Origin of the sequence: Leclercia sp. Marseille-Q4284 (genome assembly GCF_916618945.1) — a bacterium.
Classification (GTDB): Bacteria; Pseudomonadota; Gammaproteobacteria; order Enterobacterales; family Enterobacteriaceae; genus Enterobacter; species Enterobacter tamurae.
In genome coordinates this window covers 1-21688 of record NZ_CAKAKG010000002.1, presented here as the reverse complement: position 1 = coordinate 21688, position 21688 = coordinate 1, and the positions used below count along the sequence as shown (strand labels likewise).

Annotated in this window: 22 protein-coding genes; 14 read left to right on the top strand and 8 right to left on the bottom strand. The window is 55.7% G+C overall.

Annotated features, from left to right (window positions below; genetic code table 11):
* Nucleotides 1–2 precede the first annotated feature (2 nt).
* From lpxD to tilS, 10 genes are all read left to right on the top strand, one after another.
* Entirely contained in the window at nt 3–1028 is a 1026-nt protein-coding gene (gene lpxD, locus LG383_RS14910) for a UDP-3-O-(3-hydroxymyristoyl)glucosamine N-acyltransferase (RefSeq protein ID WP_106994307.1), read from the top strand.
* Between the two features lie 102 nt (nt 1029–1130).
* Complete coding sequence (gene fabZ / locus LG383_RS14905) at nt 1131–1586, top strand: 3-hydroxyacyl-ACP dehydratase FabZ (protein WP_007373234.1); 456 nt, start codon at nt 1131–1133, stop codon at nt 1584–1586.
* A 3-nt stretch (nt 1587–1589) separates the two neighbouring features.
* On the top strand, nt 1590–2378 hold the full coding sequence (gene lpxA / locus LG383_RS14900; protein ID WP_032616625.1) for an acyl-ACP--UDP-N-acetylglucosamine O-acyltransferase: 789 nt from the start codon (nt 1590–1592) through the stop codon (nt 2376–2378).
* Nucleotides 2378–3526 carry a lipid-A-disaccharide synthase gene (gene lpxB, locus LG383_RS14895; RefSeq protein ID WP_106994308.1) on the top strand — a complete coding sequence of 383 codons (1149 nt, stop codon included), beginning with the start codon at nt 2378–2380 and terminating at the stop codon, nt 3524–3526. The genes lpxA and lpxB overlap by 1 nt, the downstream gene beginning before the upstream one ends.
* Entirely contained in the window at nt 3523–4119 is a 597-nt protein-coding gene (gene rnhB, locus LG383_RS14890) for a ribonuclease HII (RefSeq protein WP_225759552.1), read from the top strand. The genes lpxB and rnhB overlap by 4 nt, the downstream gene beginning before the upstream one ends.
* 34 nt (nt 4120–4153) lie before the next feature.
* Nucleotides 4154–7636, top strand: coding sequence for a DNA polymerase III subunit alpha (gene dnaE / locus LG383_RS14885; RefSeq protein ID WP_225759551.1), 3483 nt, complete (start codon nt 4154–4156; stop codon nt 7634–7636).
* 12 nt (nt 7637–7648) lie between these two features.
* Entirely contained in the window at nt 7649–8608 is a 960-nt protein-coding gene (accA, locus tag LG383_RS14880; RefSeq protein ID WP_106994311.1) for an acetyl-CoA carboxylase carboxyl transferase subunit alpha, read from the top strand.
* A gap of 100 nt (nt 8609–8708) precedes the next feature.
* Nucleotides 8709–10847: a lysine decarboxylase LdcC gene (locus LG383_RS14875; protein WP_225759550.1), complete on the top strand. Its 2139-nt coding sequence runs from the start codon at nt 8709–8711 to the stop codon at nt 10845–10847.
* A 59-nt stretch (nt 10848–10906) separates the two neighbouring features.
* Nucleotides 10907–11296, top strand: a complete 390-nt coding sequence (locus tag LG383_RS14870) for a VOC family protein (RefSeq protein ID WP_106994312.1) — start codon at nt 10907–10909, stop codon at nt 11294–11296.
* Nucleotides 11297–11358: 62 nt separating this feature from the next.
* Nucleotides 11359–12651, top strand: a complete 1293-nt coding sequence (gene tilS, locus LG383_RS14865) for a tRNA lysidine(34) synthetase TilS (protein WP_225759549.1) — start codon at nt 11359–11361, stop codon at nt 12649–12651.
* 31 nt (nt 12652–12682) lie between these two features.
* Here the strand turns inward: tilS and rof are convergent, their stop codons facing one another.
* Both rof and LG383_RS14855 read right to left on the bottom strand, forming a co-directional pair.
* Nucleotides 12683–12943 (bottom strand): Rho-binding antiterminator, encoded by a 261-nt coding sequence (rof, locus tag LG383_RS14860; protein ID WP_225759548.1) that lies wholly within the window; start codon nt 12941–12943, stop codon nt 12683–12685.
* Nucleotides 12930–13130, bottom strand: a complete 201-nt coding sequence (locus tag LG383_RS14855; protein WP_039030293.1) for a YaeP family protein — start codon at nt 13128–13130, stop codon at nt 12930–12932. Before LG383_RS14855 ends, rof begins: the two co-directional genes overlap by 14 nt.
* A 198-nt stretch (nt 13131–13328) precedes the next feature.
* Here LG383_RS14855 and LG383_RS14850 point away from each other — a divergent pair, with 198 nt between their 5' ends.
* Genes LG383_RS14850 through nlpE form a run of 3 tightly spaced genes read left to right on the top strand, consistent with a single transcriptional unit; the run spans nt 13329 to nt 15032 of the window.
* The gene (locus tag LG383_RS14850; RefSeq protein WP_106994314.1) at nt 13329–13874 is read left to right on the top strand and encodes a YaeQ family protein; all 546 of its coding nucleotides are present in this window, start codon (nt 13329–13331) and stop codon (nt 13872–13874) included.
* Entirely contained in the window at nt 13871–14293 is a 423-nt protein-coding gene (gene arfB / locus LG383_RS14845; RefSeq protein WP_106994315.1) for an alternative ribosome rescue aminoacyl-tRNA hydrolase ArfB, read from the top strand. The genes LG383_RS14850 and arfB overlap by 4 nt, the downstream gene beginning before the upstream one ends.
* Before the next feature lie 34 nt (nt 14294–14327).
* On the top strand, nt 14328–15032 hold the full coding sequence (gene nlpE / locus LG383_RS14840; protein ID WP_225759547.1) for an envelope stress response activation lipoprotein NlpE: 705 nt from the start codon (nt 14328–14330) through the stop codon (nt 15030–15032).
* A 40-nt stretch (nt 15033–15072) separates the two neighbouring features.
* Here the strand turns inward: nlpE and proS are convergent, their stop codons facing one another.
* The 6 genes from proS to metN form a co-directional block, all read right to left on the bottom strand.
* Nucleotides 15073–16791: a proline--tRNA ligase gene (proS, locus tag LG383_RS14835; protein WP_166181639.1), complete on the bottom strand. Its 1719-nt coding sequence runs from the start codon at nt 16789–16791 to the stop codon at nt 15073–15075.
* 111 nt (nt 16792–16902) lie between these two features.
* Entirely contained in the window at nt 16903–17610 is a 708-nt protein-coding gene (gene tsaA, locus LG383_RS14830) for a tRNA (N6-threonylcarbamoyladenosine(37)-N6)-methyltransferase TrmO (protein WP_225759546.1), read from the bottom strand.
* On the bottom strand, nt 17607–18011 hold the full coding sequence (rcsF, locus tag LG383_RS14825; RefSeq protein WP_106994319.1) for an Rcs stress response system protein RcsF: 405 nt from the start codon (nt 18009–18011) through the stop codon (nt 17607–17609). Before rcsF ends, tsaA begins: the two co-directional genes overlap by 4 nt.
* Before the next feature lie 107 nt (nt 18012–18118).
* Nucleotides 18119–18934, bottom strand: coding sequence for a methionine ABC transporter substrate-binding lipoprotein MetQ (gene metQ / locus LG383_RS14820; RefSeq protein WP_225759545.1), 816 nt, complete (start codon nt 18932–18934; stop codon nt 18119–18121).
* A gap of 39 nt (nt 18935–18973) precedes the next feature.
* Nucleotides 18974–19627 (bottom strand): methionine ABC transporter permease MetI, encoded by a 654-nt coding sequence (locus LG383_RS14815; protein ID WP_106994321.1) that lies wholly within the window; start codon nt 19625–19627, stop codon nt 18974–18976.
* On the bottom strand, nt 19620–20651 hold the full coding sequence (gene metN, locus LG383_RS14810; RefSeq protein WP_106994322.1) for a methionine ABC transporter ATP-binding protein MetN: 1032 nt from the start codon (nt 20649–20651) through the stop codon (nt 19620–19622). Before metN ends, LG383_RS14815 begins: the two co-directional genes overlap by 8 nt.
* Nucleotides 20652–20838: 187 nt before the next feature.
* On the opposite strand from metN, the gene gmhB reads away from it, so the two are divergent.
* Nucleotides 20839–21405, top strand: a complete 567-nt coding sequence (gene gmhB / locus LG383_RS14805; RefSeq protein WP_166181641.1) for a D-glycero-beta-D-manno-heptose 1,7-bisphosphate 7-phosphatase — start codon at nt 20839–20841, stop codon at nt 21403–21405.
* Nucleotides 21406–21688: the final 283 nt, after the last annotated feature.

Genomic DNA, 21688 nt, shown 5'->3' with positions numbered 1-21688 from the left:
TAATGCCTTCAATTCGACTCGCTGATTTAGCTCAGCAGTTGGATGCAGAATTACACGGTGATGGCGATATCGTCATCACCGCTGTTGCGTCCATGCAGTCTGCTAAAGCAGGCACTATCACCTTCATGGTAAGCCCGAAGTACCGTGAACATCTGGCGCTTTGCCAGGCGTCTGCTGTCGTACTGACGCAGGACGATTTGCCGTTTGCCGCAGGTGCTGCGCTGGTAGTGAAGAATCCCTACCTGACATATGCCCGTATGGCACAAATTCTCGATACCACGCCGCAGCCGGCACAGAACATCGCACCCAGTGCGGTGATTGATCCGACGGCGCAGCTGGGTAGCAACGTATCAATTGGTGCCAATGCCGTTATCGAATCAGACGTCGTGCTGGGCGATAATGTGGTGATTGGCGCCGGTTGCTTCGTGGGTAAAAAAACAAAAATTGGTGCAGGCTCTCGTCTGTGGGCCAATGTCTCCGTTTACCATGAAATCGAAATTGGTGAACATTGCCTAATCCAGTCCAGCACCGTTATCGGTTCGGATGGTTTCGGTTATGCCAACGATCGTGGTAACTGGGTGAAGATCCCGCAGCTGGGACGGGTGATCATCGGCGATCGTGTCGAAATCGGCGCATGTACCACCATTGACCGTGGTGCGCTTGATGACACGATTATCGGTAATGGTGTTATCATCGATAACCAGTGCCAGATTGCACATAACGTTGTGATTGGCGACAATACCGCGGTTGCCGGTGGCGTTATTATGGCAGGCAGCCTGAAGATTGGCCGTTACTGTATGATTGGCGGCGCCAGCGTCATTAACGGGCATATGGAAATATGCGACAAAGTCACGGTGACAGGCATGGGCATGGTTATGCGTCCTATCACTGAGCCGGGCGTCTACTCCTCAGGTATACCGCTGCAGCCTAACAAGGCGTGGCGTAAAACTGCTGCCCTGGTAATGAATATTGATGATATGAGCAAGCGCCTCAAGGCCATTGAGCGCAAAATCGATCAACAAGACTAAGCGTTCACCCGTTTAACGCACACTTCCCGGCCTGTCGGCTTTCTTATAAACCGGCAGGCCGTGTTATTATTGCCATTCAGATATTTTGACAGGAAGAGTATTTTGACTACTGACACTCATACTCTGCATATTGAAGAGATTTTAGAACTTCTGCCGCACCGCTACCCGTTTTTGCTGGTAGACCGTGTGCTGGATTTTGAAGAAGGTCGTTTTCTGCGCGCAGTGAAAAATGTTTCTGTAAACGAGCCATTCTTCCAGGGGCATTTCCCTGGGAAGCCTATCTTCCCGGGCGTATTGATCCTGGAAGCGATGGCTCAGGCTACCGGTATTCTGGCGTTTAAAAGCGTTGGTAAACTGGAGCCGGGTGAGCTGTATTACTTCGCAGGTATTGACGAAGCGCGCTTTAAGCGCCCGGTCGTGCCTGGTGATCAGATGATCATGGAAGTGACTTTTGAAAAAACGCGTCGCGGCCTGACTCGCTTTAAAGGCGTAGCTCTGGTTGACGGCAAAGTTGTTTGCGAAGCTACCATGATGTGTGCGCGTAGCCGGGAGGCCTGATACGTGATTGATAAAACCGCCTTTATTCATCCAACCGCCATTGTGGAAGAGGGTGCCGTTATCGGTGCTAACGTTCACATTGGTCCATTTTGTATTGTTGGACCCCATGTTGAAATTGGTGAGGGTACCGTACTGAAATCTCACGTCGTGGTGAATGGTCATACGACCATTGGCCGCGATAACGTGATCTATCAGTTCGCCTCCATCGGTGAAGTTAACCAGGATCTAAAATATGCTGGCGAACCGACCCGTGTGGAAATTGGCGATCGTAACCGCATTCGCGAAAGCGTCACCATTCATCGTGGCACAGTACAGGGTGGTGAATTGACGAAGGTGGGCAGCGATAACCTGTTTATGGTCAACGCGCATATCGCGCATGACTGTACCGTTGGTAACCGCTGTATTCTCGCCAACAACGCAACGCTGGCGGGGCACGTATCAGTTGACGATCATGCCATCATTGGCGGCATGACCGCGGTCCATCAGTTCTGCATCATTGGTGCGCACGTGATGGTTGGCGGCTGCTCCGGCGTGGCGCAGGACGTCCCGCCGTATGTGATTGCGCAGGGCAACCATGCGACGCCGTTTGGCGTCAACATCGAAGGCCTGAAGCGTCGCGGCTTCAGCCGTGAAGCGATTATGGCTATCCGTAACGCCTACAAACAGCTTTACCGTAACGGTAAAACGCTGGAAGAGGCGAAGCCGGAAATCGCTGAACTGGCGAAACAGCATCCTGAGGTGAACGCGTTCGTGGAATTCTTCGCACGCTCAACTCGCGGTCTGATTCGTTAATGGTTGATAGTCGCCCGCTGACGATCGCCCTTGTCGCCGGAGAAACCTCCGGCGATATTCTTGGTGCCGGTCTTATTCGAGCGCTCAAAGCGCGCGTTCCCAACGCGCGCTTTGTCGGCGTTGCTGGTCCATTGATGCAGGCTGAAGGGTGTGAAGCCTGGTACGAGATGGAAGAGCTGGCGGTGATGGGCATCGTCGAGGTGCTGGGGCGTCTGCGCCGTTTGCTGCATATCCGCGCCGATCTGACGCGTCGTTTTACCGAACTACAGCCCGATGTGTTCGTCGGCATTGATGCGCCTGATTTCAACATTACCCTCGAAGGTAATCTGAAAAAGCAGGGGATCAAAACCATTCATTACGTCAGTCCGTCCGTCTGGGCGTGGCGACAGAAACGCGTTTTCAAAATAGGCAGATCGACGAATCTCGTTCTGGCTTTCCTGCCTTTCGAAAAAGCGTTTTACGATAAATTCAACGTGCCGTGCCGCTTTATCGGCCACACCATGGCTGATGCCATGCCGCTGGATCCCGATAAAAATGCGGCTCGAGACGTGCTCGGTATTCCCCATGACGCTCACTGTCTGGCCCTGTTGCCGGGCAGTCGTGGAGCTGAAGTGGAAATGCTCAGCGCAGATTTCCTGAAAACGGCGCAGATCCTGCGTCAGACCTACCCTGATCTCGAAGTGGTCGTGCCGCTGGTGAATGCCAAACGCCGGGAGCAGTTCGAGCGCATTAAGGCGGAGGTCGCCCCGGATCTGCATGTTCATCTATTAGATGGTAAAGGCCGTGAGGCGATGGTCGCCAGCGATGCCGCGCTGCTGGCATCGGGCACCGCCGCGCTGGAGTGCATGCTGGCGAAATGCCCGATGGTGGTAGGCTATCGTATGAAGCCGTTCACCTTCTGGCTGGCGAAACGTCTGGTGAAAACCGATTACGTCTCCCTGCCGAACCTGCTTGCCCGCCGCGAGTTGGTCAAAGAGCTACTGCAGGATGAGTGCCAGCCACAGGCGTTAGCCGCCGCGCTGCTACCGCTGCTGGCCGACGGCAAAACCAGCCATGAAATGCATGACACCTTCCGGGAATTACATCAGCAGATCCGCTGTAATGCCGATGAACAGGCGGCTGACGCGGTGCTGGAGTTAGCACAATGATGGAATTTGTTTACCCTCACACCCATCTGGTGGCGGGTGTGGATGAAGTGGGACGTGGGCCGCTGGTGGGTGCTGTTGTCACTGCCGCGGTGATCCTCGATCCTGCTCGTCCGATTATCGGTCTGAATGACTCAAAGAAATTATCCGAAAAGCGCCGCCTGGCGCTGTACGATGAAATTAAAGAGAAAGCGCTGGCCTGGAGTCTGGGGCGGGCGGAGCCGCATGAGATCGACGAACTGAATATCCTGCATGCCACCATGCTGGCGATGCAGCGCGCGGTGGCCGGGCTGAGCGTGGTGCCTGAGTATGTGCTGATCGACGGAAATCGTTGTCCGGCGCTGCCCATGCCATCCCTGGCGGTCGTCAAAGGCGACAGCCGGGTGGCTGAAATCAGCGCCGCCTCGATCATTGCCAAAGTCTCCCGCGATGCCGAAATGGCTGCGCTGGATCTCACTTTTCCCCAGTATGGCTTTGCTCAGCATAAGGGGTATCCTACCGCTTTCCACCTGGAAAGACTGGCTGAACACGGCGCAACTGAACATCACCGCCGCAGTTTTGGGCCGGTGAAACGCGCACTGGGACTCATGTCCTGAATCAAGACGCCAATAAGTAACGCGGAATCTGAAGATGGCTGAACCACGTTTCGTACACCTGCGGGTGCACAGCGACTATTCCATGATTGATGGGCTGGCGAAGACCGGGCCGCTAGTGAAAAAGGCGGCCGCGCTTGGCATGCCTGCGCTGGCGATCACCGACTTCACCAACCTCTGCGGTCTGGTGAAGTTCTACGGAACGGCGCACGGTGCCGGTTTGAAGCCGGTGATTGGTGCCGATTTTCACGTTCAGAGCGAGCTTCTCGCCGATGAAATGACGCAGATCAGCGTTCTGGCGATGAATAACACCGGTTACCAGAACCTGACGCTGCTGATCTCCCGGGCCTATCAGCGCGGCTACGGCCCGCAGGGGCCGTGGATCGATCGCGCGTGGCTGGCGGAGCTGAACGAGGGATTGCTGCTGATCTCCGGCGGGCGCATGGGCGACGTCGGTCGATGCCTGCTGCGTGGCAATGGTGCGCTGGCTGAGCAGTGCGTCGATTTTTATAAAGAATATTTCCCGGATCGCTTCTATCTGGAGCTGATCCGCACCGGTCGTCCGGATGAAGAGAGCTATCTGCACGCCGCGGTCGCCCTTGCAGAACAGCATGGGCTGCCGGTTGTGGCGTCCAACGATGTGCGCTTTATCAACGCCGACGATTTTGACGCCCATGAAATTCGCGTCGCCATCCACGATGGCTTCACCCTCGACGATCCGAAACGCCCGCGCAACTATTCGCCGCAGCAGTACATGCGCAGCGAAGAGGAGATGTGCGAGCTGTTCTCCGATATCCCGGAAGCGCTGGAAAACAGCGTAGAGATTGCCAAACGCTGCAACGTCACCGTCCGCCTGGGCGAGTATTTCCTGCCGCAGTTCCCGACTGGCGACATGACCACGGAAGATTTTCTGGTCGTGAAATCGAAAGAGGGCCTGGAAGAGCGTCTGGAATTTCTCTTCCCGGACCCGGCCGTGCGTGCCGAAAAGCGCCCGGCCTATGACGAGCGTCTGGATATTGAACTCCAGGTTATCAACCAGATGGGGTTCCCCGGCTACTTCCTGATCGTGATGGAGTTTATCCAGTGGTCGAAGGACAACGGCGTACCGGTAGGGCCGGGCCGTGGTTCGGGTGCCGGATCGCTGGTGGCCTATGCGCTGAAAATTACCGATCTCGATCCGCTGGAGTTTGACCTGCTATTCGAACGCTTCCTTAACCCGGAACGTGTCTCGATGCCCGACTTCGACGTCGACTTCTGCATGGAGAAACGCGACCAGGTTATCGAGCACGTGGCGGACATGTACGGCCGCGATGCGGTATCGCAGATTATTACCTTCGGTACGATGGCGGCAAAAGCGGTTATCCGCGACGTGGGCCGCGTGCTGGGGCATCCGTATGGCTTTGTCGACCGCATCTCGAAGCTGGTGCCGCCCGATCCGGGCATGACCCTGGCGAAAGCTTTTGAAGCTGAACCGCAACTGCCGGAGATCTACGAGGCCGACGAAGAGGTCAGAGCGCTGATCGACATGGCGCGCAAGCTGGAAGGCGTCACCCGTAACGCCGGGAAACACGCCGGTGGGGTGGTTATTGCCCCGACCAAAATTACCGATTTTGCGCCGCTGTACTGCGATGAAACCGGCTCGCACCCGGTCACCCAGTTCGATAAGAACGATGTGGAATACGCCGGACTGGTGAAGTTTGACTTCCTCGGCCTGCGCACGCTCACCATCATCGACTGGGCGCTGAAGATGATCAACCCGCGCCGGGCCAAACAGGGCCTGGAGCCGATTGATATCGCGGCGATCCCGCTGGATGACAAGAAAAGCTTCGACATGCTGCAGCGCTCGGAAACCACCGCGGTGTTCCAGCTTGAATCCCGCGGCATGAAGGATCTGATCAAACGTCTGCAGCCTGACTGCTTCGAAGACATGATCGCTCTGGTCGCATTGTTCCGTCCGGGGCCCCTGCAGTCGGGGATGGTAGATAACTTTATCGACCGTAAGCATGGCCGGGAAGAGATCTCCTACCCGGACGTGCAGTGGCAGCACGAGTGTCTGAAACCGGTTCTGGAACCCACTTACGGCATTATCCTGTATCAGGAACAGGTAATGCAGATTGCCCAGGAGCTCTCCGGCTACACCCTCGGCGGCGCGGACATGCTGCGTCGTGCGATGGGTAAGAAAAAGCCGGAAGAGATGGCCAAGCAGCGCGGCACCTTTGAAGAAGGGGCGAAGAAAAACGGCGTTGATGGCGAACTGGCAATTAAAATCTTCGATCTGGTAGAGAAATTCGCCGGATATGGCTTTAACAAGTCACACTCCGCCGCTTACGCATTAGTCTCGTACCAGACGCTGTGGCTGAAAGCCCACTACCCGGCAGAGTTTATGGCCGCGGTAATGACCGCCGATATGGATAACACCGAGAAAGTGGTTGGCCTGGTGGACGAGTGCTGGCGCATGGGGCTGAAGATCCTGCCGCCGGACATCAACTCCGGTCTGTACCATTTCCACGTCAACGACGACGGGGAGATCGTGTACGGTATCGGCGCCATTAAAGGCGTGGGTGAAGGCCCGATCGAAGCCATCATTGAAGCCCGTAACCAGGGCGGCTACTTCCGCGAGCTGTTTGACCTGTGCGCGCGGACCGATATCAAAAAACTGAACCGTCGGGTGCTGGAAAAGCTGATCATGTCCGGGGCGTTTGACCGTCTGGGACCACATCGCGCCGCGCTGATGAACTCGCTGGCCGACGCGCTGAAGGCCGCCGATCAGCACTCGAAAGCCGAAGCCATTGGTCAGGCGGATATGTTCGGCGTGCTGGCTGAAGAGCCGGAGCAGATCGAACAGTCCTACGCCAGCTGTCAGCCATGGCCGGAACAGACGGTGCTGGACGGCGAGCGTGAAACCCTGGGTCTGTACCTGACCGGGCATCCGATCAACCAGTATCTTAAAGAAATTGAGCGCTATGTCGGAGGCTACCGGCTGAAAGACATGCATCCGACAGAACGTGGTAAGATGACCACGGCTGCGGGGCTCGTCATTGCCGCGAGGGTTATGGTCACCAAGCGCGGCAATCGTATCGGCATCTGTACGCTGGATGACCGTTCCGGGCGGCTGGAGGTGATGTTATTCACTGACGCACTGGATAAATACCAGCAGTTGCTGGAAAAAGACCGCATACTTATCGTCAGCGGACAGGTCAGCTTTGATGACTTCAGCGGGGGGCTTAAAATGACCGCCCGCGAAGTGATGGACATTGACGAAGCCCGGGAAAAATATGCTCGCGGGCTTGCTATCTCGCTGACGGACAGGCAAATTGATGACCAGCTTTTAAACCGACTCCGTCAGTCTCTGGAACCCCACCGCTCGGGGACCATTCCAGTACATCTCTACTATCAGAGGGCGGATGCGCGTGCACGGTTGCGCTTTGGTGCGTCGTGGCGTGTCTCTCCGAGCGATCGTTTACTTAACGATCTGCGTGGCCTCATTGGTTCGGAGCAGGTGGAACTGGAGTTTGACTAATACAGGAATACTATGAGTCTGAATTTCCTTGATTTCGAACAGCCGATTGCAGAGCTGGAAGCGAAAATCGATTCTCTGACCGCCGTTGGCCGTCAGGATGAAAAACTGGATATTAACATCGACGAAGAAGTGCATCGTCTGCGTGAAAAAAGCGTAGAACTGACGCGCAAAATCTTTGCCGATCTCGGCGCATGGCAGGTTGCCCAGATGGCGCGCCATCCACAGCGTCCGTACACCCTGGATTATGTCCGCCTGGCGTTCGATGAATTCGACGAGCTGGCAGGCGATCGCGCTTATGCCGACGATAAAGCTATCGTTGGCGGTATCGCACGCCTCGACGGTCGTCCGGTGATGATTATTGGCCACCAGAAAGGGCGCGAAACCAAAGAAAAAATTCGCCGCAATTTCGGGATGCCAGCGCCAGAGGGTTATCGTAAGGCACTGCGTCTGATGGAGATGGCCGAGCGTTTCAACATGCCGATCATCACCTTCATCGACACCCCGGGTGCATACCCTGGCGTCGGTGCAGAAGAGCGCGGTCAGTCTGAAGCGATTGCCCGCAACCTGCGCGAAATGTCACGCCTGAGCGTGCCGGTCATCTGCACCGTTATCGGTGAAGGTGGTTCCGGTGGTGCGCTGGCGATTGGCGTGGGCGATAAAGTGAATATGCTGCAGTACAGCACCTATTCCGTTATCTCCCCGGAAGGCTGTGCATCCATTTTGTGGAAAAGCGCCGACAAAGCGCCGCTGGCTGCCGAAGCGATGGGCATTATCGCCCCGCGTCTGAAAGAGCTGAAGCTGATCGATACCGTTATCCCGGAACCACTGGGTGGCGCGCACCGTAAGCCGGAAGTGATGGCCGCCTCTCTGAAAGCTCAGCTGCTGGCTGACCTCGCAGACCTCGACGTGCTGAGCAAAGAAGATCTGCTTAACCGTCGTTACCAGCGTCTGATGAGCTACGGTTACGCCTAAGCTACGTCATACTCTGAAAAGCCGCACATCGTTGCGGCTTTTTTTATGCCTGCGGTTTACCTCAACTATGCTTAGTGAATGTTTTTTAAGGAGGTATACCGTGAACATCATTGCCATTATGGGGCCACACGGCGTCTTTTATAAAGACGAACCCATCAAGGAGCTGGAGCAGGCGTTAAGGTCGCGCGGGTTTCAACTTATCTGGCCGCAGAACAGCGCCGATCTACTGAAGTTTATCGAACATAACCCGCGGATTTGCGGCGTCATCTTCGACTGGGACGAATACGACCTCGATCTGTGCAGCGATATCAATCAACTCAATGAATATCTGCCGCTGTACGCCTTTATTAATACCCACTCCACGATGGACGTCAGCGCCCATGATATGCGGATGGCGCTGTGGTTCTTTGAGTATTCGCTGGGGGTGGCAGAGGATATTGCTACCCGCATTCAGCAATATACCGGCGAGTACCTGGATACCATCACCCCGCCGTTTACCCGCGCGCTTTTCACCTATGTGAAAGAGGGGAAGTATACCTTCTGCACCCCGGGGCATATGGCGGGAACGGCGTATCAGAAAAGCCCGGTAGGCTGTCTGTTCTATGACTTCTTTGGCGGGAACACGCTGAAGGCGGATGTATCGATCTCGGTGACGGAGCTGGGATCGCTGCTGGATCATACCGGCCCGCATCTCGAAGCTGAAGAGTACATCGCCCGCACCTTTGGTGCTGAGCAGAGTTATATGGTGACCAACGGCACCTCGACCTCGAACAAGATTGTCGGCATGTACGCCGCACCGGACGGCAGTACGCTACTGATTGACCGCAACTGCCACAAGTCGCTGGCGCATCTGCTGATGATGAGTGACGTAGTGCCGATCTGGCTGTCGCCCACCCGTAATGCGCTGGGCATTCTCGGCGGGATCCCACGCCGGGAGTTTTCCCATGCTGCGATTGAAAACAAAGTGGCTGCCGTGCCAGGGGCAAGCTGGCCGGTTCACGCGGTGATCACCAACTCCACCTATGACGGCCTGCTGTACAACACCAACTGGGTAAAACAGACCCTGGATGTGCCCTCGATCCACTTTGACTCCGCGTGGGTGCCCTACACCAATTTCCACCCGATCTATGCCGGTAAAAGCGGGATGAGCGGCGATCGGGTGCCGGGAAAAGTGTTCTTTGAAACCCAGTCCACGCACAAGATGCTGGCGGCGTTCTCCCAGGCGTCGCTTATTCACATTAAAGGTGAATACGACGAAGATACCTTCAACGAAGCTTTTATGATGCACACCACCACCTCGCCGAGCTATCCGCTGGTGGCCTCGATTGAAACCGCCGCGGCGATGCTGCGCGGGAATCCCGGTAAACGTCTGATCAACCGCTCCGTTGAGCGCGCCCTGCATTTTCGCAAGGAGGTCCAGCGCCTTAAAGATGAAGCCGACGGCTGGTTCTTTGATATCTGGCAGCCGGACGATATCGACGAAGCCGAATGCTGGCCGGTTGCGCCGGGGGAGAGCTGGCACGGCTTTCGCGATGCCGATGCGGATCATATGTTCCTCGATCCGGTCAAAGTCACCATTCTCACGCCGGGCATGGACGAGCAGGGGATCATGGGTGAAGAGGGTATTCCGGCGGCGCTGGTGGCGAAGTTCCTTGATGAGCGCGGCGTAGTGGTCGAAAAGACCGGGCCGTATAACCTGCTGTTTCTGTTCAGTATCGGTATCGACAAAACCCGGGCGATGGGACTGCTGCGCGGGTTGATGGAGTTTAAGCGTGCCTACGATCTGAACCTGCGGGTCAAAAACATGCTGCCGGATCTCTATGCTGAGGATCCTGATTTTTACCGCAACATGCGCATTCAGGATCTGGCTCAGGGGATCCATAAATTGATCCGCCAGCACGATCTGCCGCGGCTGATGCTGCAGGCGTTTGACGTTCTGCCGGAAATGAAGCTCACCCCGCACCATGCCTGGCAGCAGCAGGTGAAAGGGGAGGTAGAAACGGTCGATCTCGAGGATCTGGTCGGACGGATCTCGGCCAACATGATCCTGCCTTATCCGCCTGGTGTACCGCTGTTGATGCCAGGGGAGATGATCACCGAGCAGAGCAGGGCGGTGCTCGATTTCCTGCTTATGCTCTGCTCGATTGGCCGTCACTATCCAGGATTCGAAACCGATATCCACGGTGCCAAACGGGATGAAAACGGCATCTACCGGGTACGGGTCTTAAAAGCGCAGTGACCCCTTGCGCGGCATGGGTGTTCGGATATAACGTTCAGGCACATTAAAAAGGAGAGACTATGCTGGGCTTAAAGCAGGTTCACCATATTGCAATTATTGCCACCGACTACGCCGCGAGTAAGGCGTTTTACTGCGATACGCTGGGATTTACCCTGCAGAGTGAGTTTTACCGCGCAGAGCGCGACTCCTGGAAGGGCGACCTGGCGCTGAACGGCCAGTACGTCATTGAGCTGTTTTCGTTCCCCTTCCCGCCGGCGCGCCCGTCCCGGCCGGAAGCCTGCGGTCTGCGTCACCTCGCCTTTAGCGTGGACGATATCGATCAGGCCGTGCAGCATCTCGACGCCCATGGCGTAAAGTGTGAAGCTATTCGTATCGATCCCTTCACCGGAAAACGCTTTACCTTCTTCAACGATCCGGATGGCCTGCCGCTGGAGCTCTACCAGCAGTAACGCTTGCCTCTCTGGGAATTGCCCGGTAACGTGCCGGGCATCTTCCTGCACAGATGACGACCATGACCACAGCCGATCTTCAGCAAGCCCTTCACCCGTACCGCCGACTGCTGGTGGGATTTAGCGGTGGCCTGGATTCCACGGTTTTGCTGCATCAGTTGATGCACTGGCGTGAACAGGCGCCCGGTCTCGAACTGCGGGCTATCCATGTTCATCACGGTCTGAGCCCGCACGCAGACAGCTGGGTCGCGCATTGCGAACGCCTTTGTCACGAATGGGCTATTCCGCTGATCGTGGCGCGAGTGACGCTGGCGGAAGAGGGGTTGGGGCTGGAAGCGCAGGCGCGTAAGGCGCGTTATGCTGCCTTTCGGGAGACGCTTCTACCCGGTGAAGCGCTGGTCACGGCACAACACCTGGACGATCAATGTGAAACCTTCCTGCTGGCGCTCAAGCGCGGCAGCGGCCCGGCGGGGCTGTCGGCCATGCCCGTGCGGGGGCGTTTTGCTGATACCGAACAGATCCGTCCCCTGCTCGGCGAGACGCGTGAATCCCTCATGCGCTGGGCGCAGAAGCACGGGTTGCGCTGGATAGAGGATGAAAGTAACCAGGACGACAGCTATGACCGCAATTTCCTGCGTCTGCGCGTAGTCCCCCTGCTGGCGCAACGCTGGCCGCATTTTGCCCAGGCCACCTCCCGCAGTGCCACGCTGTGCGCGGAGCAGGAGCAGCTGCTTGATGAGCTGCTGGCAGATGAGCTGTCGGCCCTGGTTTCCGACGACGGGGCGCTGGCTATCGCGCCGCTGGAGGCGATGAGTACGGTGCGTCGGGCGGCGCTGCTGCGAAGATGGCTGGCGGCGCACGGAGCCTTAATGCCGTCCCGCGCCATGCTCACCCGGCTCTGGGACGAAGTGGCGCTGGCCCGGGAGGATGCGACACCGCGGCTGCGTTCCGGCGAGGGAGAGATCAGGCGCTTTAAGGGGCAACTGTGGTGGGTAAAAAGCCACGCCTCGCTGGCCGATCGGATTATCGACTGGCCCTCCTTAGAAAAGCCCCTGCTACTGCCGGAAGGATTGGGCACGCTTCATCTTAGTGCTGGCGGCAATCTTCGTCTGCCCCGGGGCGATGAGCCGGTGACGGTACGCTTCCAGGCCAGCGGAGTGCTGCACATTGTCGGGCGAAACGGTGGACGTAAGATCAAAAAAATCTGGCAGGAGCTTAACGTTGCCCCCTGGCGTCGGGATGCCACTCCGCTGCTGTTTTACGGCGAAACGCTGGTCGCGGCTGTGGGGGTATTTGTAACACTGGAAGGCACGGCGGATACGGAGACGGGCGTACAGCTGGAGTGGAAAGCGTAACGGACAGCGGGCTGCCCGTTACAGCGGATGATCAGGACTCGCTCACCACGACGGTGCCGATTTCGGGATGACTGAAGCTGGCGATTTTATCGAGACGGAGTTCACGCGTTGCGCCGTCATCCTCGACCACCAGGTACTCCACATTTTTACGGGATACCAGATCGTTCGCCTTAGCCTTCAGGACTTCGCCATCTTTTAACGCCAGCGTCAGAACCAGATGATGCTGGCAGGCGAGTTCGAGGTTGTCATAGTCATCGCAATTGATGGGTTGATACGTTTCATTCATTGACATAATCGCTCACCAGTAAATTCGCAGCAGCATATGCTGCTTTTTCTCTGACCGATTCTGAAAGCGTGTCATCCGACGCCATTTCATTCAGAACTTTCAATACACAGCCCAACGCATCAGGGACGTACCCCAGATCGCCGCTGGCAATTTCCGCATACCGTTTGCGAATTAACTCACAATAATTATTCACATCCCCTCCTGCCAGCGCACTGACTTTACTGTGAGATACAATTAAGCCTACGAGCATAAACCCGGTTTAGCAAGGTGACTATACCATACTCATTTAAGCAATATCAGCAGGTTGATGTCGCAGAGATTCGCGAGCCTGTAACAGCCTTTTGGCGGAGATTTCGCTACAATGCGCACCTGATTCGAAAGGAGTTCTCTCATGGCGCTTAAAGCGACAATTTACAAAGCCGCGGTCAATGTGGCGGATTTAGACCGCAATCAGTTTCTGGATGCGACCCTGACGCTGGCGCGTCATCCATCCGAAACGCAGGAGCGCATGATGCTGCGCCTGCTGGCATGGATTAAGTACGCCAACGAGCGGCTGCAGTTTACCCGCGGATTAAGTGCCGAAGACGAGCCGGAAGCCTGGCTGCTCAACGATCATCTGGGCATCGATCTGTGGATCGAACTCGGGCTGCCGGATGAGCGCCGCATTAAGAAAGCCTGCACCCAGTCTGCCGAAGTGGCGCTCTTCACCTATAACAGTCGCGCCGCAGAGATATGGTGGCAGCAGAACAAGAATAAATGCTCACAATTCAATAACCTTTCGGTCTGGTATCTGAATGATGAACAGCTTTCTGCGCTGAGTGCGTTTGCCGGGCGGACCATGATCCTGCAGGCGACGATTCAGGATGGCGCCATCTGGTTATCGGATGCTGAGAATAATCTGGAAATCCATCCTGAAGCCTGGCAGTCCCGCTCATGATTGTTCTGTCCCGAACTGTCACCCTTCCTGATAATGAAGTGGAGATCACCGCGATCCGCGCACAGGGCGCGGGCGGCCAGCATGTGAATAAAACCTCAACGGCCATTCATCTGCGCTTTGACATTCGGGCATCCAGCCTGCCAGAGTACTATAAAGAACGCCTGCTGGCCGCCAGCCATCATCTGATCACCAGCGAAGGGGTGATTATCATCAAGGCCCAGGAGTACCGCAGCCAGGAGATGAACCGGGAGGCGGCGCTGGCCCGGCTGGTGGCGCTGATCCAGGAGTTAACGGTAGTACAAAAAAGCCGTCGGGCCACCCGCCCGACCCGCGCCTCGAAAGAGCGGCGTCTGGCTTCGAAATCACAGAAATCGTCCGTTAAGGCGCTGCGTGGCAAAGTCCGACGCCCGCAGGATTAACGGGCGACAGTCGGAATAGGATAAGGAATAGAGAGTGAAAACAGCGATATTTTCAGTGGTGGCAGTAAGCACGCTGTTCGTTTTGATGGGATGTCATAACCGTGCAGAGATGCAGGTCATGGAGCCGACCCATGCCCAGGCCGAAGCGTTAAAACCGATGCAGCAAAGCTGGCGTGGCGTCTTACCCTGCGCCGATTGCGAAGGTATCGAAACCTCGCTGTTTCTGGAGAAAGATGGTACCTGGGTGATGAACCAGCATTACCAGGGGGCCAAAGCACCTTCCTCGTTTGCCAGCTATGGTACCTGGGCCCGCACCGCCGATAAGCTGGTGTTGACGGATACGACAGGTGAAAAGCGCTATTTCCGCGCCAAAGGCGAAGGGCTGGAGATGCTCGATACGCAGGGCAACCCTATAGCGTCGCAGTTTAACTACACGCTTGCGCCGGTCACCGCCGCGCTGCCGGCGACGCCAATGGCGATGCGCGGCATGTATTTCTATATGGCTGATGCAGCGATCTTCACCGACTGCGCCACCGGCAAAAAGGTGAGCGTGGCGAATAACGCCCAGCTGGAGCGGGATTACGCGGCGGCGCGTGGGAATGATACCAAACCGGTACTGCTGACGGTTGATGGCCACTTTACGCTGGAAGCCAACCCGGACAGTGGGGAGAGGGTGAAAACGCTGGTGTCGGATCGGAACGCCAGGTTTGAAGCGGGTAAGAATTGCGACAGCAAATAGATGAAATAAAAAACCCCGCCGGAGCGGGGTTTTTTGTGGCTTAGCCCTTGATGGCTTTCACCAGGTAATCAAGCACGTCACCGGTTTTGATCATCTGCTTCTCGCCGTTACGACGATATTTATATTCGATTTCGTCGTTGTCGAGGTTGCGATCGCCAATGACCACGGTGTGCGGAATACCGATCAGTTCCATATCGGCAAACATCACGCCCGGGCGCTCTTTACGATCGTCCATCAGCACTTCGATACCCTGCGCACGCAGCTCGCTGTAGAGCTTCTCGGCCAGCTCCTGCACGCGGTAGGACTTGTGCATATTCATCGGCAGGATCGCCACCTGGAACGGCGCAATGTTGTCCGGCCAGACGATACCGCGCTCGTCATGGTTCTGCTCAATCGCCGCAGCCACCACGCGTGTTACCCCGATACCGTAGCAACCCATGGTCAGGATCTGATTACGACCATCTTCGCCCTGCACTGATGCGTTCAGCGCCTGGGAGTACTTGGTGCCCAGCTGGAAGATGTGACCCACTTCGATACCGCGTTTGATCTGCAGCACGCCCTGGCCATCCGGGCTCGGATCGCCTGCGACCACATTACGGATATCGGCCACTTCTGGCATTGCAACATCGCGATCCCAGTTGATGCCGAAGAAGTGCTTACCATCCACGTTAGCGCCGGCAGCGAAATCGCTCATCGCCGCAACGGTACGGTCAATTACCACCGGGATCGGCATATTGACCGGGCCGAGGGAACCAGGACCTGCATTCACCACCGCACGGATTTCCGCTTCGGTCGCGAAGGTCAGCGGGCTGGCAACCTGCGGCAGTTTTTCTGCTTTCACTTCGTTCAGCTCGTGATCGCCACGAACCAGCAGGGCAACCAGCGGATAGCTGCTGCCTTCAACCGCTTTCACCAGCAGGGTTTTCACGGTTTTTTCAACCGGCAGATTGAACTGCTCAACCAGCTCGGCGATGGTTTTGGCATTCGGCGTATCAACCTGGGTCATCGCTTCAGTGGCTGCCGCGCGTGGCGCTGTTGGTGCCAGCGCTTCAGCAAACTCGATGTTCGCCGCGTAATCAGAGGTATCAGAGAAGATCACATCGTCTTCGCCGCTCTGCGCCAGCACCTGGAATTCATGAGATGCGCTACCGCCGATGGAACCGGTATCGGCCTGCACAGCACGGAAATCCAGACCCATACGGGTGAAGATTTTGCTGTACGCGTCGTACATCTTGTCATAGGTCTCTTGCAGAGATTCCTGTGAGGTATGGAAGGAGTACGCATCCTTCATCAGGAACTCGCGGGAGCGCATCACGCCAAAACGAGGACGCACTTCGTCACGGAATTTGGTCTGGATTTGATAGAAGTTCAGCGGCAGCTGCTTGTAAGAGCTCAGCTCATTACGGATCAGGTCGGTGATCACTTCTTCATGCGTCGGACCCAGAACAAACGGACGCTCGCCGCGGTCAACAAAGCGCAGCAGCTCGGGACCGTACTGCTCCCAACGGCCGCTCTCCGCCCACAGGTCAGCGGGCTGAACAACAGGCATGGACACCTCAATGGCACCGGCGTTATCCATCTCTTCACGCACGATGTTCTCGACTTTTCTCAGGACGCGCAGGCCGGTCGGCAACCAGGTATACAACCCGGAGGCCAGCTTACGGATCATCCCGGCGCGCAGCATCAGCTGGTGGCTGATAACTTCGGCGTCGGCAGGTGTCTCCTTCAGTGTGGAGAGCAGGTATTGGCTAGTACGCATGTTGTTACGGTTCCATTTCGACGATTGGAACAGGCTGACCGGCAGCCTGACACAAAAAAAGTGGTTTAGTTTACCAGTGTGGCAATGATGCCAAAAGAGAAGAGAATAAAATTACTGCGGCTCGAGGGCAAACACTTCGAAGCCTGCCGCCGTGACGCGCCAGCGAACATTAAAATCCAGCAGCAGAACGGCGTAGGTTTTCCCGGCCTCTTCTTCTTTGCGATAGGCAGGGCGAGGGTCCTGTGCCAGCACTTCGACGATAAAATCCCGCAGACGAGGGTAGCGTTTTTCAAGCTGGATTAACCGGGGGGCCAGCTCATCGGTAAAGTAGACGGGCATATCTGCCTGCGGTGCCTGCTGGGCATAGCTGGCACGCGCATCCGGTAAGGCTTCGGCAAAGGGCAGGTAGGGTTTGATATCCACCACCGGCGTGCCGTCGACCAGATCCAGACTGCCCAGCTCGAGGATCACCTGATCCTTCTGACAGCGAATGCCTTTCAGCTCAACGAGCGACATGCCGACAGGATTCGGACGGAAGGTCGAGCGCGTGGCAAAGACACCCATCCTGGCGTTACCGCCGAGACGAGGCGGGCGCACGGTCGGTCGCCAGCCGCCTGCCATGGTCTGGTGAAAGATAAACAGTACCCACAGGTGGCTAAAGGCCTCCAGTCCGCGTACGGCATCGGCCTGATTATAAGGCGCGATCAAGTGAAGTTCGCCGCCACCACTTTTTACCAGCCCGGGCTGGCGGGGGACAGCAAACTTCTCTTTATAGGGCGAGCGGATAACGCCTACCTGCTCGAACTGGAATGCACTCATTTTGCCGAGACGTTAAGGGCAGAACCCACGCAAACGGCCTGGCGGTAGCAGCCTGGCGTGCCGCTGGTCACTTCACAGCTGTGCAGCAGAACCGCATTGGCCTTCATTTTCGAGGCATTGACCTGCATGCGTTTACGCGCAGTTGGGATATTCGGAGGAGAGTCCTGATTGCTGGCCTGGCAAGATTCGCCGGAGACTTCACCCAGATCGCGGAACGGTTTACCCACTAAGGCTTCAGCACTGGTATAGATTCTGACCGGAGCAGGGCGGGGCGCTTTTGGCTTTTCAGGCTCCACTTTAGGCGGGGTTGCTGTGCTTTTAACAGGTTCAACAGGAGATCTGCTTAGCATAGAACAGCCGCTCAGCATCAGTGCTAAAAGACAGATCGGTAAAGCACGCATAATATTTCCTCTATGAATAATCAAATCGTCAGATATTGAATCAGTTGCCTGCATAAATGACAAGACGGGCTTTCGCCCGTCATGAATGATATTACACAAAGGTCAGATTACCAGCCTTTAACTGCGCCGCCGTTAAAGACTTTGTTGGCTTCCTGGTAAACTTCGTCAGACTGGTAAGCCTGTACGAATTTCTTCACGTTTTCCGCGTCTTTGTTGTCTTCGCGGGTAACGATCAGGTTAACGTACGGGGACTCTTTATCTTCAACGAAGATGCCGTCTTTGGCTGGGGTCAGGTTGATCTGGCTGGCGTAAGTGGTGTTGATAACCGCCAGGGCGATCTGCGCATCATCCAGAGAGCGTGGCAGCTGTGGAGCTTCCAGCTCAACAATTTTCAGATTTTTTGGGTTTTCAGTCACGTCCAGAGCGGTCGGCAGCAGGCCAACACCGTCTTTCAGTTTAATCAGACCCACTTTCTGCAGCAGCAGCAGAGAACGGCCAAGGTTGGTTGGGTCGTTCGGGACTGCAACCTGAGAACCGTCCTGCAGCTCCTCTAAAGATTTAATTTTCTTGGAGTAGCCCGCGATTGGGTAAACGAAGGTGTGTCCGGCCGCAACCAGCTTATAGCCACGATCTTTGATCTGCTGATCGAGGTACGGTTTGTGCTGGAAGGCGTTAGCATCGATATCGCCTTTGCTCAGCGCTTCGTTCGGCAGAACGTAATCGTTGAAGGTCACCAGCTCAACGTCGAGGCCATACTTCTCTTTCGCCACTTTGGCTGCCGTCTCTGCAACCTGCTGTTCCGCACCGACGATAACGCCCACTTTGATATGGTTTGGATCTTTTTCATCCTGGCCGCAGCCTACCAGTGCCAGAGAGCCGATCAGCGCGCCTACCGCAGCAAAGGTCTTCAATTTAAACGCCATGTTCTTATCCTTAACTCGTCGAGTTTGTATTGTGTAACGTTATTTGTGCGTAACAGCCCGGACGATGCGATCGCCAGAGAGTTGAATGAGATAAACCAGCACAACCAGCAGGACCAGCACGGTATTCATCACGGTAGCATTGTAGCCAATGTAGCCATACTGATAACCGATCTGACCCAGACCGCCTGCACCTACAGCACCGCCCATCGCTGAGTAACCCACCAGAGTAATCAGCGTGATGGTTGCCGCATTGACCAGACCCGGCAGGGCTTCTGGCAGTAAGATTTTGCGAACGATCTGCATCGGCGTTGCACCCATGGCGCGTGACGCTTCAATCAGACCCGACGGGATCTCTAACAGCGCGTTCTCGACCATACGGGCGATAAACGGAGCAGCGCCTACGGTCAGGGGAACAATCGCCGCCTGCAGACCGATGGAGGTCCCCACAATAACGCGGGTGAAGGGAATCATCCACACCAGCAGAATAATGAAGGGAATCGAACGGAAGATGTTCACCAGCGCAGAGAGCGTGCGATACAGTTTTGCGTTCTCAATAATTTGCCCTGGGCGGGTAACATACAGCAGGACGCCCACCGGCAGACCAATCACAAAACCGAAAAAGCCGGATACGAAGGTCATCGCCAGCGTTTCCCATACGCCGCGTACCAGCAACCACATCATTGGCTCAGACATAACCCAGTACCTCTACTTTTACATGATGCTCTTGCAGCCAGGCGATAGCGGCCTGCGTATCCTGCTGCGTGCCGTGCATTTCGGTCAGCATGATGCCGAACTTCACGCCACCGGCGTAATCCATCTGCGCACTAATAATGTTGTTGTTCACGTTGAAACGACGAGCGGTTTCAGACAGCAGCGGGGCATCCACTGATTTGCCGGTAAACTCCATTCGCAGCATAGGAACGCTGTCGGCTTCCGGCTGCGTTTTCAGACGCGCCAGATAATCTTCCGGAATGTCCAGATGCAGGGTGGCCTGGATAAACTGTTGCGCCAGCGGGGTTTTAGGATGCGAGAACACTTCGCTGACGGAGTCTTGTTCAATCAGTTCACCGTTGCTGATCACCGCGACGCAATCGCAGATGCGTTTAACCACGTCCATCTCGTGCGTAATAAGGAGGATGGTCAGCCCCAGGCGGCGGTTAATGTCTTTCAGCAGTTCCAGAATTGAGCGGGTGGTTGCAGGATCCAGGGCGCTGGTGGCTTCGTCACAGAGCAACACTTTTGGGTTGCTTGCCAGCGCACGTGCAATGGCCACGCGCTGTTTCTGGCCGCCGGATAAGTTTGCCGGGTAGATATCATGCTTATCGCTCAGGCCGACCAGATCCAGCAACTCGGTGACGCGACGTTTGATTTCGTCTTTTGGCGTGTTGTCCAGCTCCAGCGGCAGGGCGACGTTGCCAAACACGGTGCGCGAAGAGAGCAGGTTAAAGTGCTGGAAGATCATGCCAATCTGGCGGCGCGCTTTGGTTAAATCCGTTTCGGAAAGGGTTGTCAGCTCCTGGCCGTCAACCTGTACCTGACCTTGAGTCGGGCGTTCGAGCAGGTTAACGCAACGGATGAGCGTACTTTTACCTGCACCGGAGGCGCCAATGACGCCATAAATTTGTCCAGCCGGAACATGCAGGCTAACGTTGTTCAACGCCTGAATGGTTCGGTTCCCTTGCTGGAACACTTTGGTGATATTCGAAAGTTTAATCATTAGATTATTTTTATCGTATGTAAGTTAGCCGTGGCATTTTCTGCTGCCTTGTACGGGCGATGACCGTCAACAAAACGGATGTTAAGGCATCCAGACGTCTAAATCAATCCAACTCTGCGCGATGAGCACTTTATTGCGCGGTGATTCATGAGATACTAGTCGGACATCCCTTTTCAGGAGCAAACCGGTGGCAAAATCAGTACCCGCAATTTTTCTCGATCGTGATGGCACGATTAATGTCGATCATGGCTACGTGCATGAGATAGACGAATTTGAATTCATCGATGGCGTTATCGATGCCATGCGTGAATTAAAAGAGATGGGTTTTGCGCTGGTGGTAGTAACCAACCAGTCAGGCATCGCGCGCGGTAAATTCACCGAAGCACAGTTTGAGACATTAACCGAATGGATGGACTGGTCACTGGCCGATCGTGGCGTTGACCTGGACGGCATCTATTATTGTCCTCATCACCCGCAGGGAACCGTAGAAGAGTATCGTCAGACCTGTGATTGCCGTAAACCGCATCCGGGCATGCTCATCTCGGCACAAGAGTTCCTTCATATAGATATGAGTGCTTCATATATGGTGGGCGATAAACTGGAAGATATGCAGGCAGCTGCCGCGGCAGGTATAGGCCATAAAATTCTGGTGCGTACTGGTAAACCCGTCACGCCAGAAGCAGAAAATGCAGCGGATTGGGTGATTAATAGCCTGGCGGCGCTGCCGGAAACCATCAAAAAGCAGCAAAAATAGACGTTGTGGCGAAAAGGTGAGCGGTTGAAATAAAATTGTCGTTTTCCGCTTGTCACTGCCAGAGAACTCCCTATAATGCGCCTCCATCGACACGGCAGATGTGAATCACTTCACACAAACAGCCGGGTCGGTTGAAGAGAAAAGCGAAAATAAACGCTTGACTCTGAAAGAGGAAAGCGTAATATACGCCACCTCGCAACGGTGAGCGAAAGCCGCGTTGCACTGCTCTTTAACAATTTATCAGACAATCTGTGTGGGCACTCAAAGTGACATGGATTCTTAA

Bases quoted from the DNA above. Each gene is read 5' to 3' on its own strand.
- LG383_RS14850 (WP_106994314.1), top strand. From the start codon at position 13,329: ATGGCGCTTAAAGCGACAATTTACAAAGCCGCGGTCAATGTGGCGGAT.
- metQ (WP_225759545.1), bottom strand. From the start codon at position 18,934: ATGGCGTTTAAATTGAAGACCTTTGCTGCGGTAGGCGCGCTGATCGGC.
- LG383_RS14815 (WP_106994321.1), bottom strand. From the start codon at position 19,627: ATGTCTGAGCCAATGATGTGGTTGCTGGTACGCGGCGTATGGGAAACG.
- lpxB (WP_106994308.1), top strand. From the start codon at position 2,378: ATGGTTGATAGTCGCCCGCTGACGATCGCCCTTGTCGCCGGAGAAACC.
- lpxD (WP_106994307.1), top strand. From the start codon at position 3: ATGCCTTCAATTCGACTCGCTGATTTAGCTCAGCAGTTGGATGCAGAA.
- rcsF (WP_106994319.1), bottom strand. From the start codon at position 18,011: ATGCGTGCTTTACCGATCTGTCTTTTAGCACTGATGCTGAGCGGCTGT.
- arfB (WP_106994315.1), top strand. From the start codon at position 13,871: ATGATTGTTCTGTCCCGAACTGTCACCCTTCCTGATAATGAAGTGGAG.
- accA (WP_106994311.1), top strand. From the start codon at position 7,649: ATGAGTCTGAATTTCCTTGATTTCGAACAGCCGATTGCAGAGCTGGAA.
- proS (WP_166181639.1), bottom strand. From the start codon at position 16,791: ATGCGTACTAGCCAATACCTGCTCTCCACACTGAAGGAGACACCTGCC.
- tsaA (WP_225759546.1), bottom strand. From the start codon at position 17,610: ATGAGTGCATTCCAGTTCGAGCAGGTAGGCGTTATCCGCTCGCCCTAT.
- tilS (WP_225759549.1), top strand. From the start codon at position 11,359: ATGACCACAGCCGATCTTCAGCAAGCCCTTCACCCGTACCGCCGACTG.
- LG383_RS14870 (WP_106994312.1), top strand. From the start codon at position 10,907: ATGCTGGGCTTAAAGCAGGTTCACCATATTGCAATTATTGCCACCGAC.
- rnhB (WP_225759552.1), top strand. From the start codon at position 3,523: ATGATGGAATTTGTTTACCCTCACACCCATCTGGTGGCGGGTGTGGAT.
- rof (WP_225759548.1), bottom strand. From the start codon at position 12,943: ATGTCAATGAATGAAACGTATCAACCCATCAATTGCGATGACTATGAC.
- metN (WP_106994322.1), bottom strand. From the start codon at position 20,651: ATGATTAAACTTTCGAATATCACCAAAGTGTTCCAGCAAGGGAACCGA.
- dnaE (WP_225759551.1), top strand. From the start codon at position 4,154: ATGGCTGAACCACGTTTCGTACACCTGCGGGTGCACAGCGACTATTCC.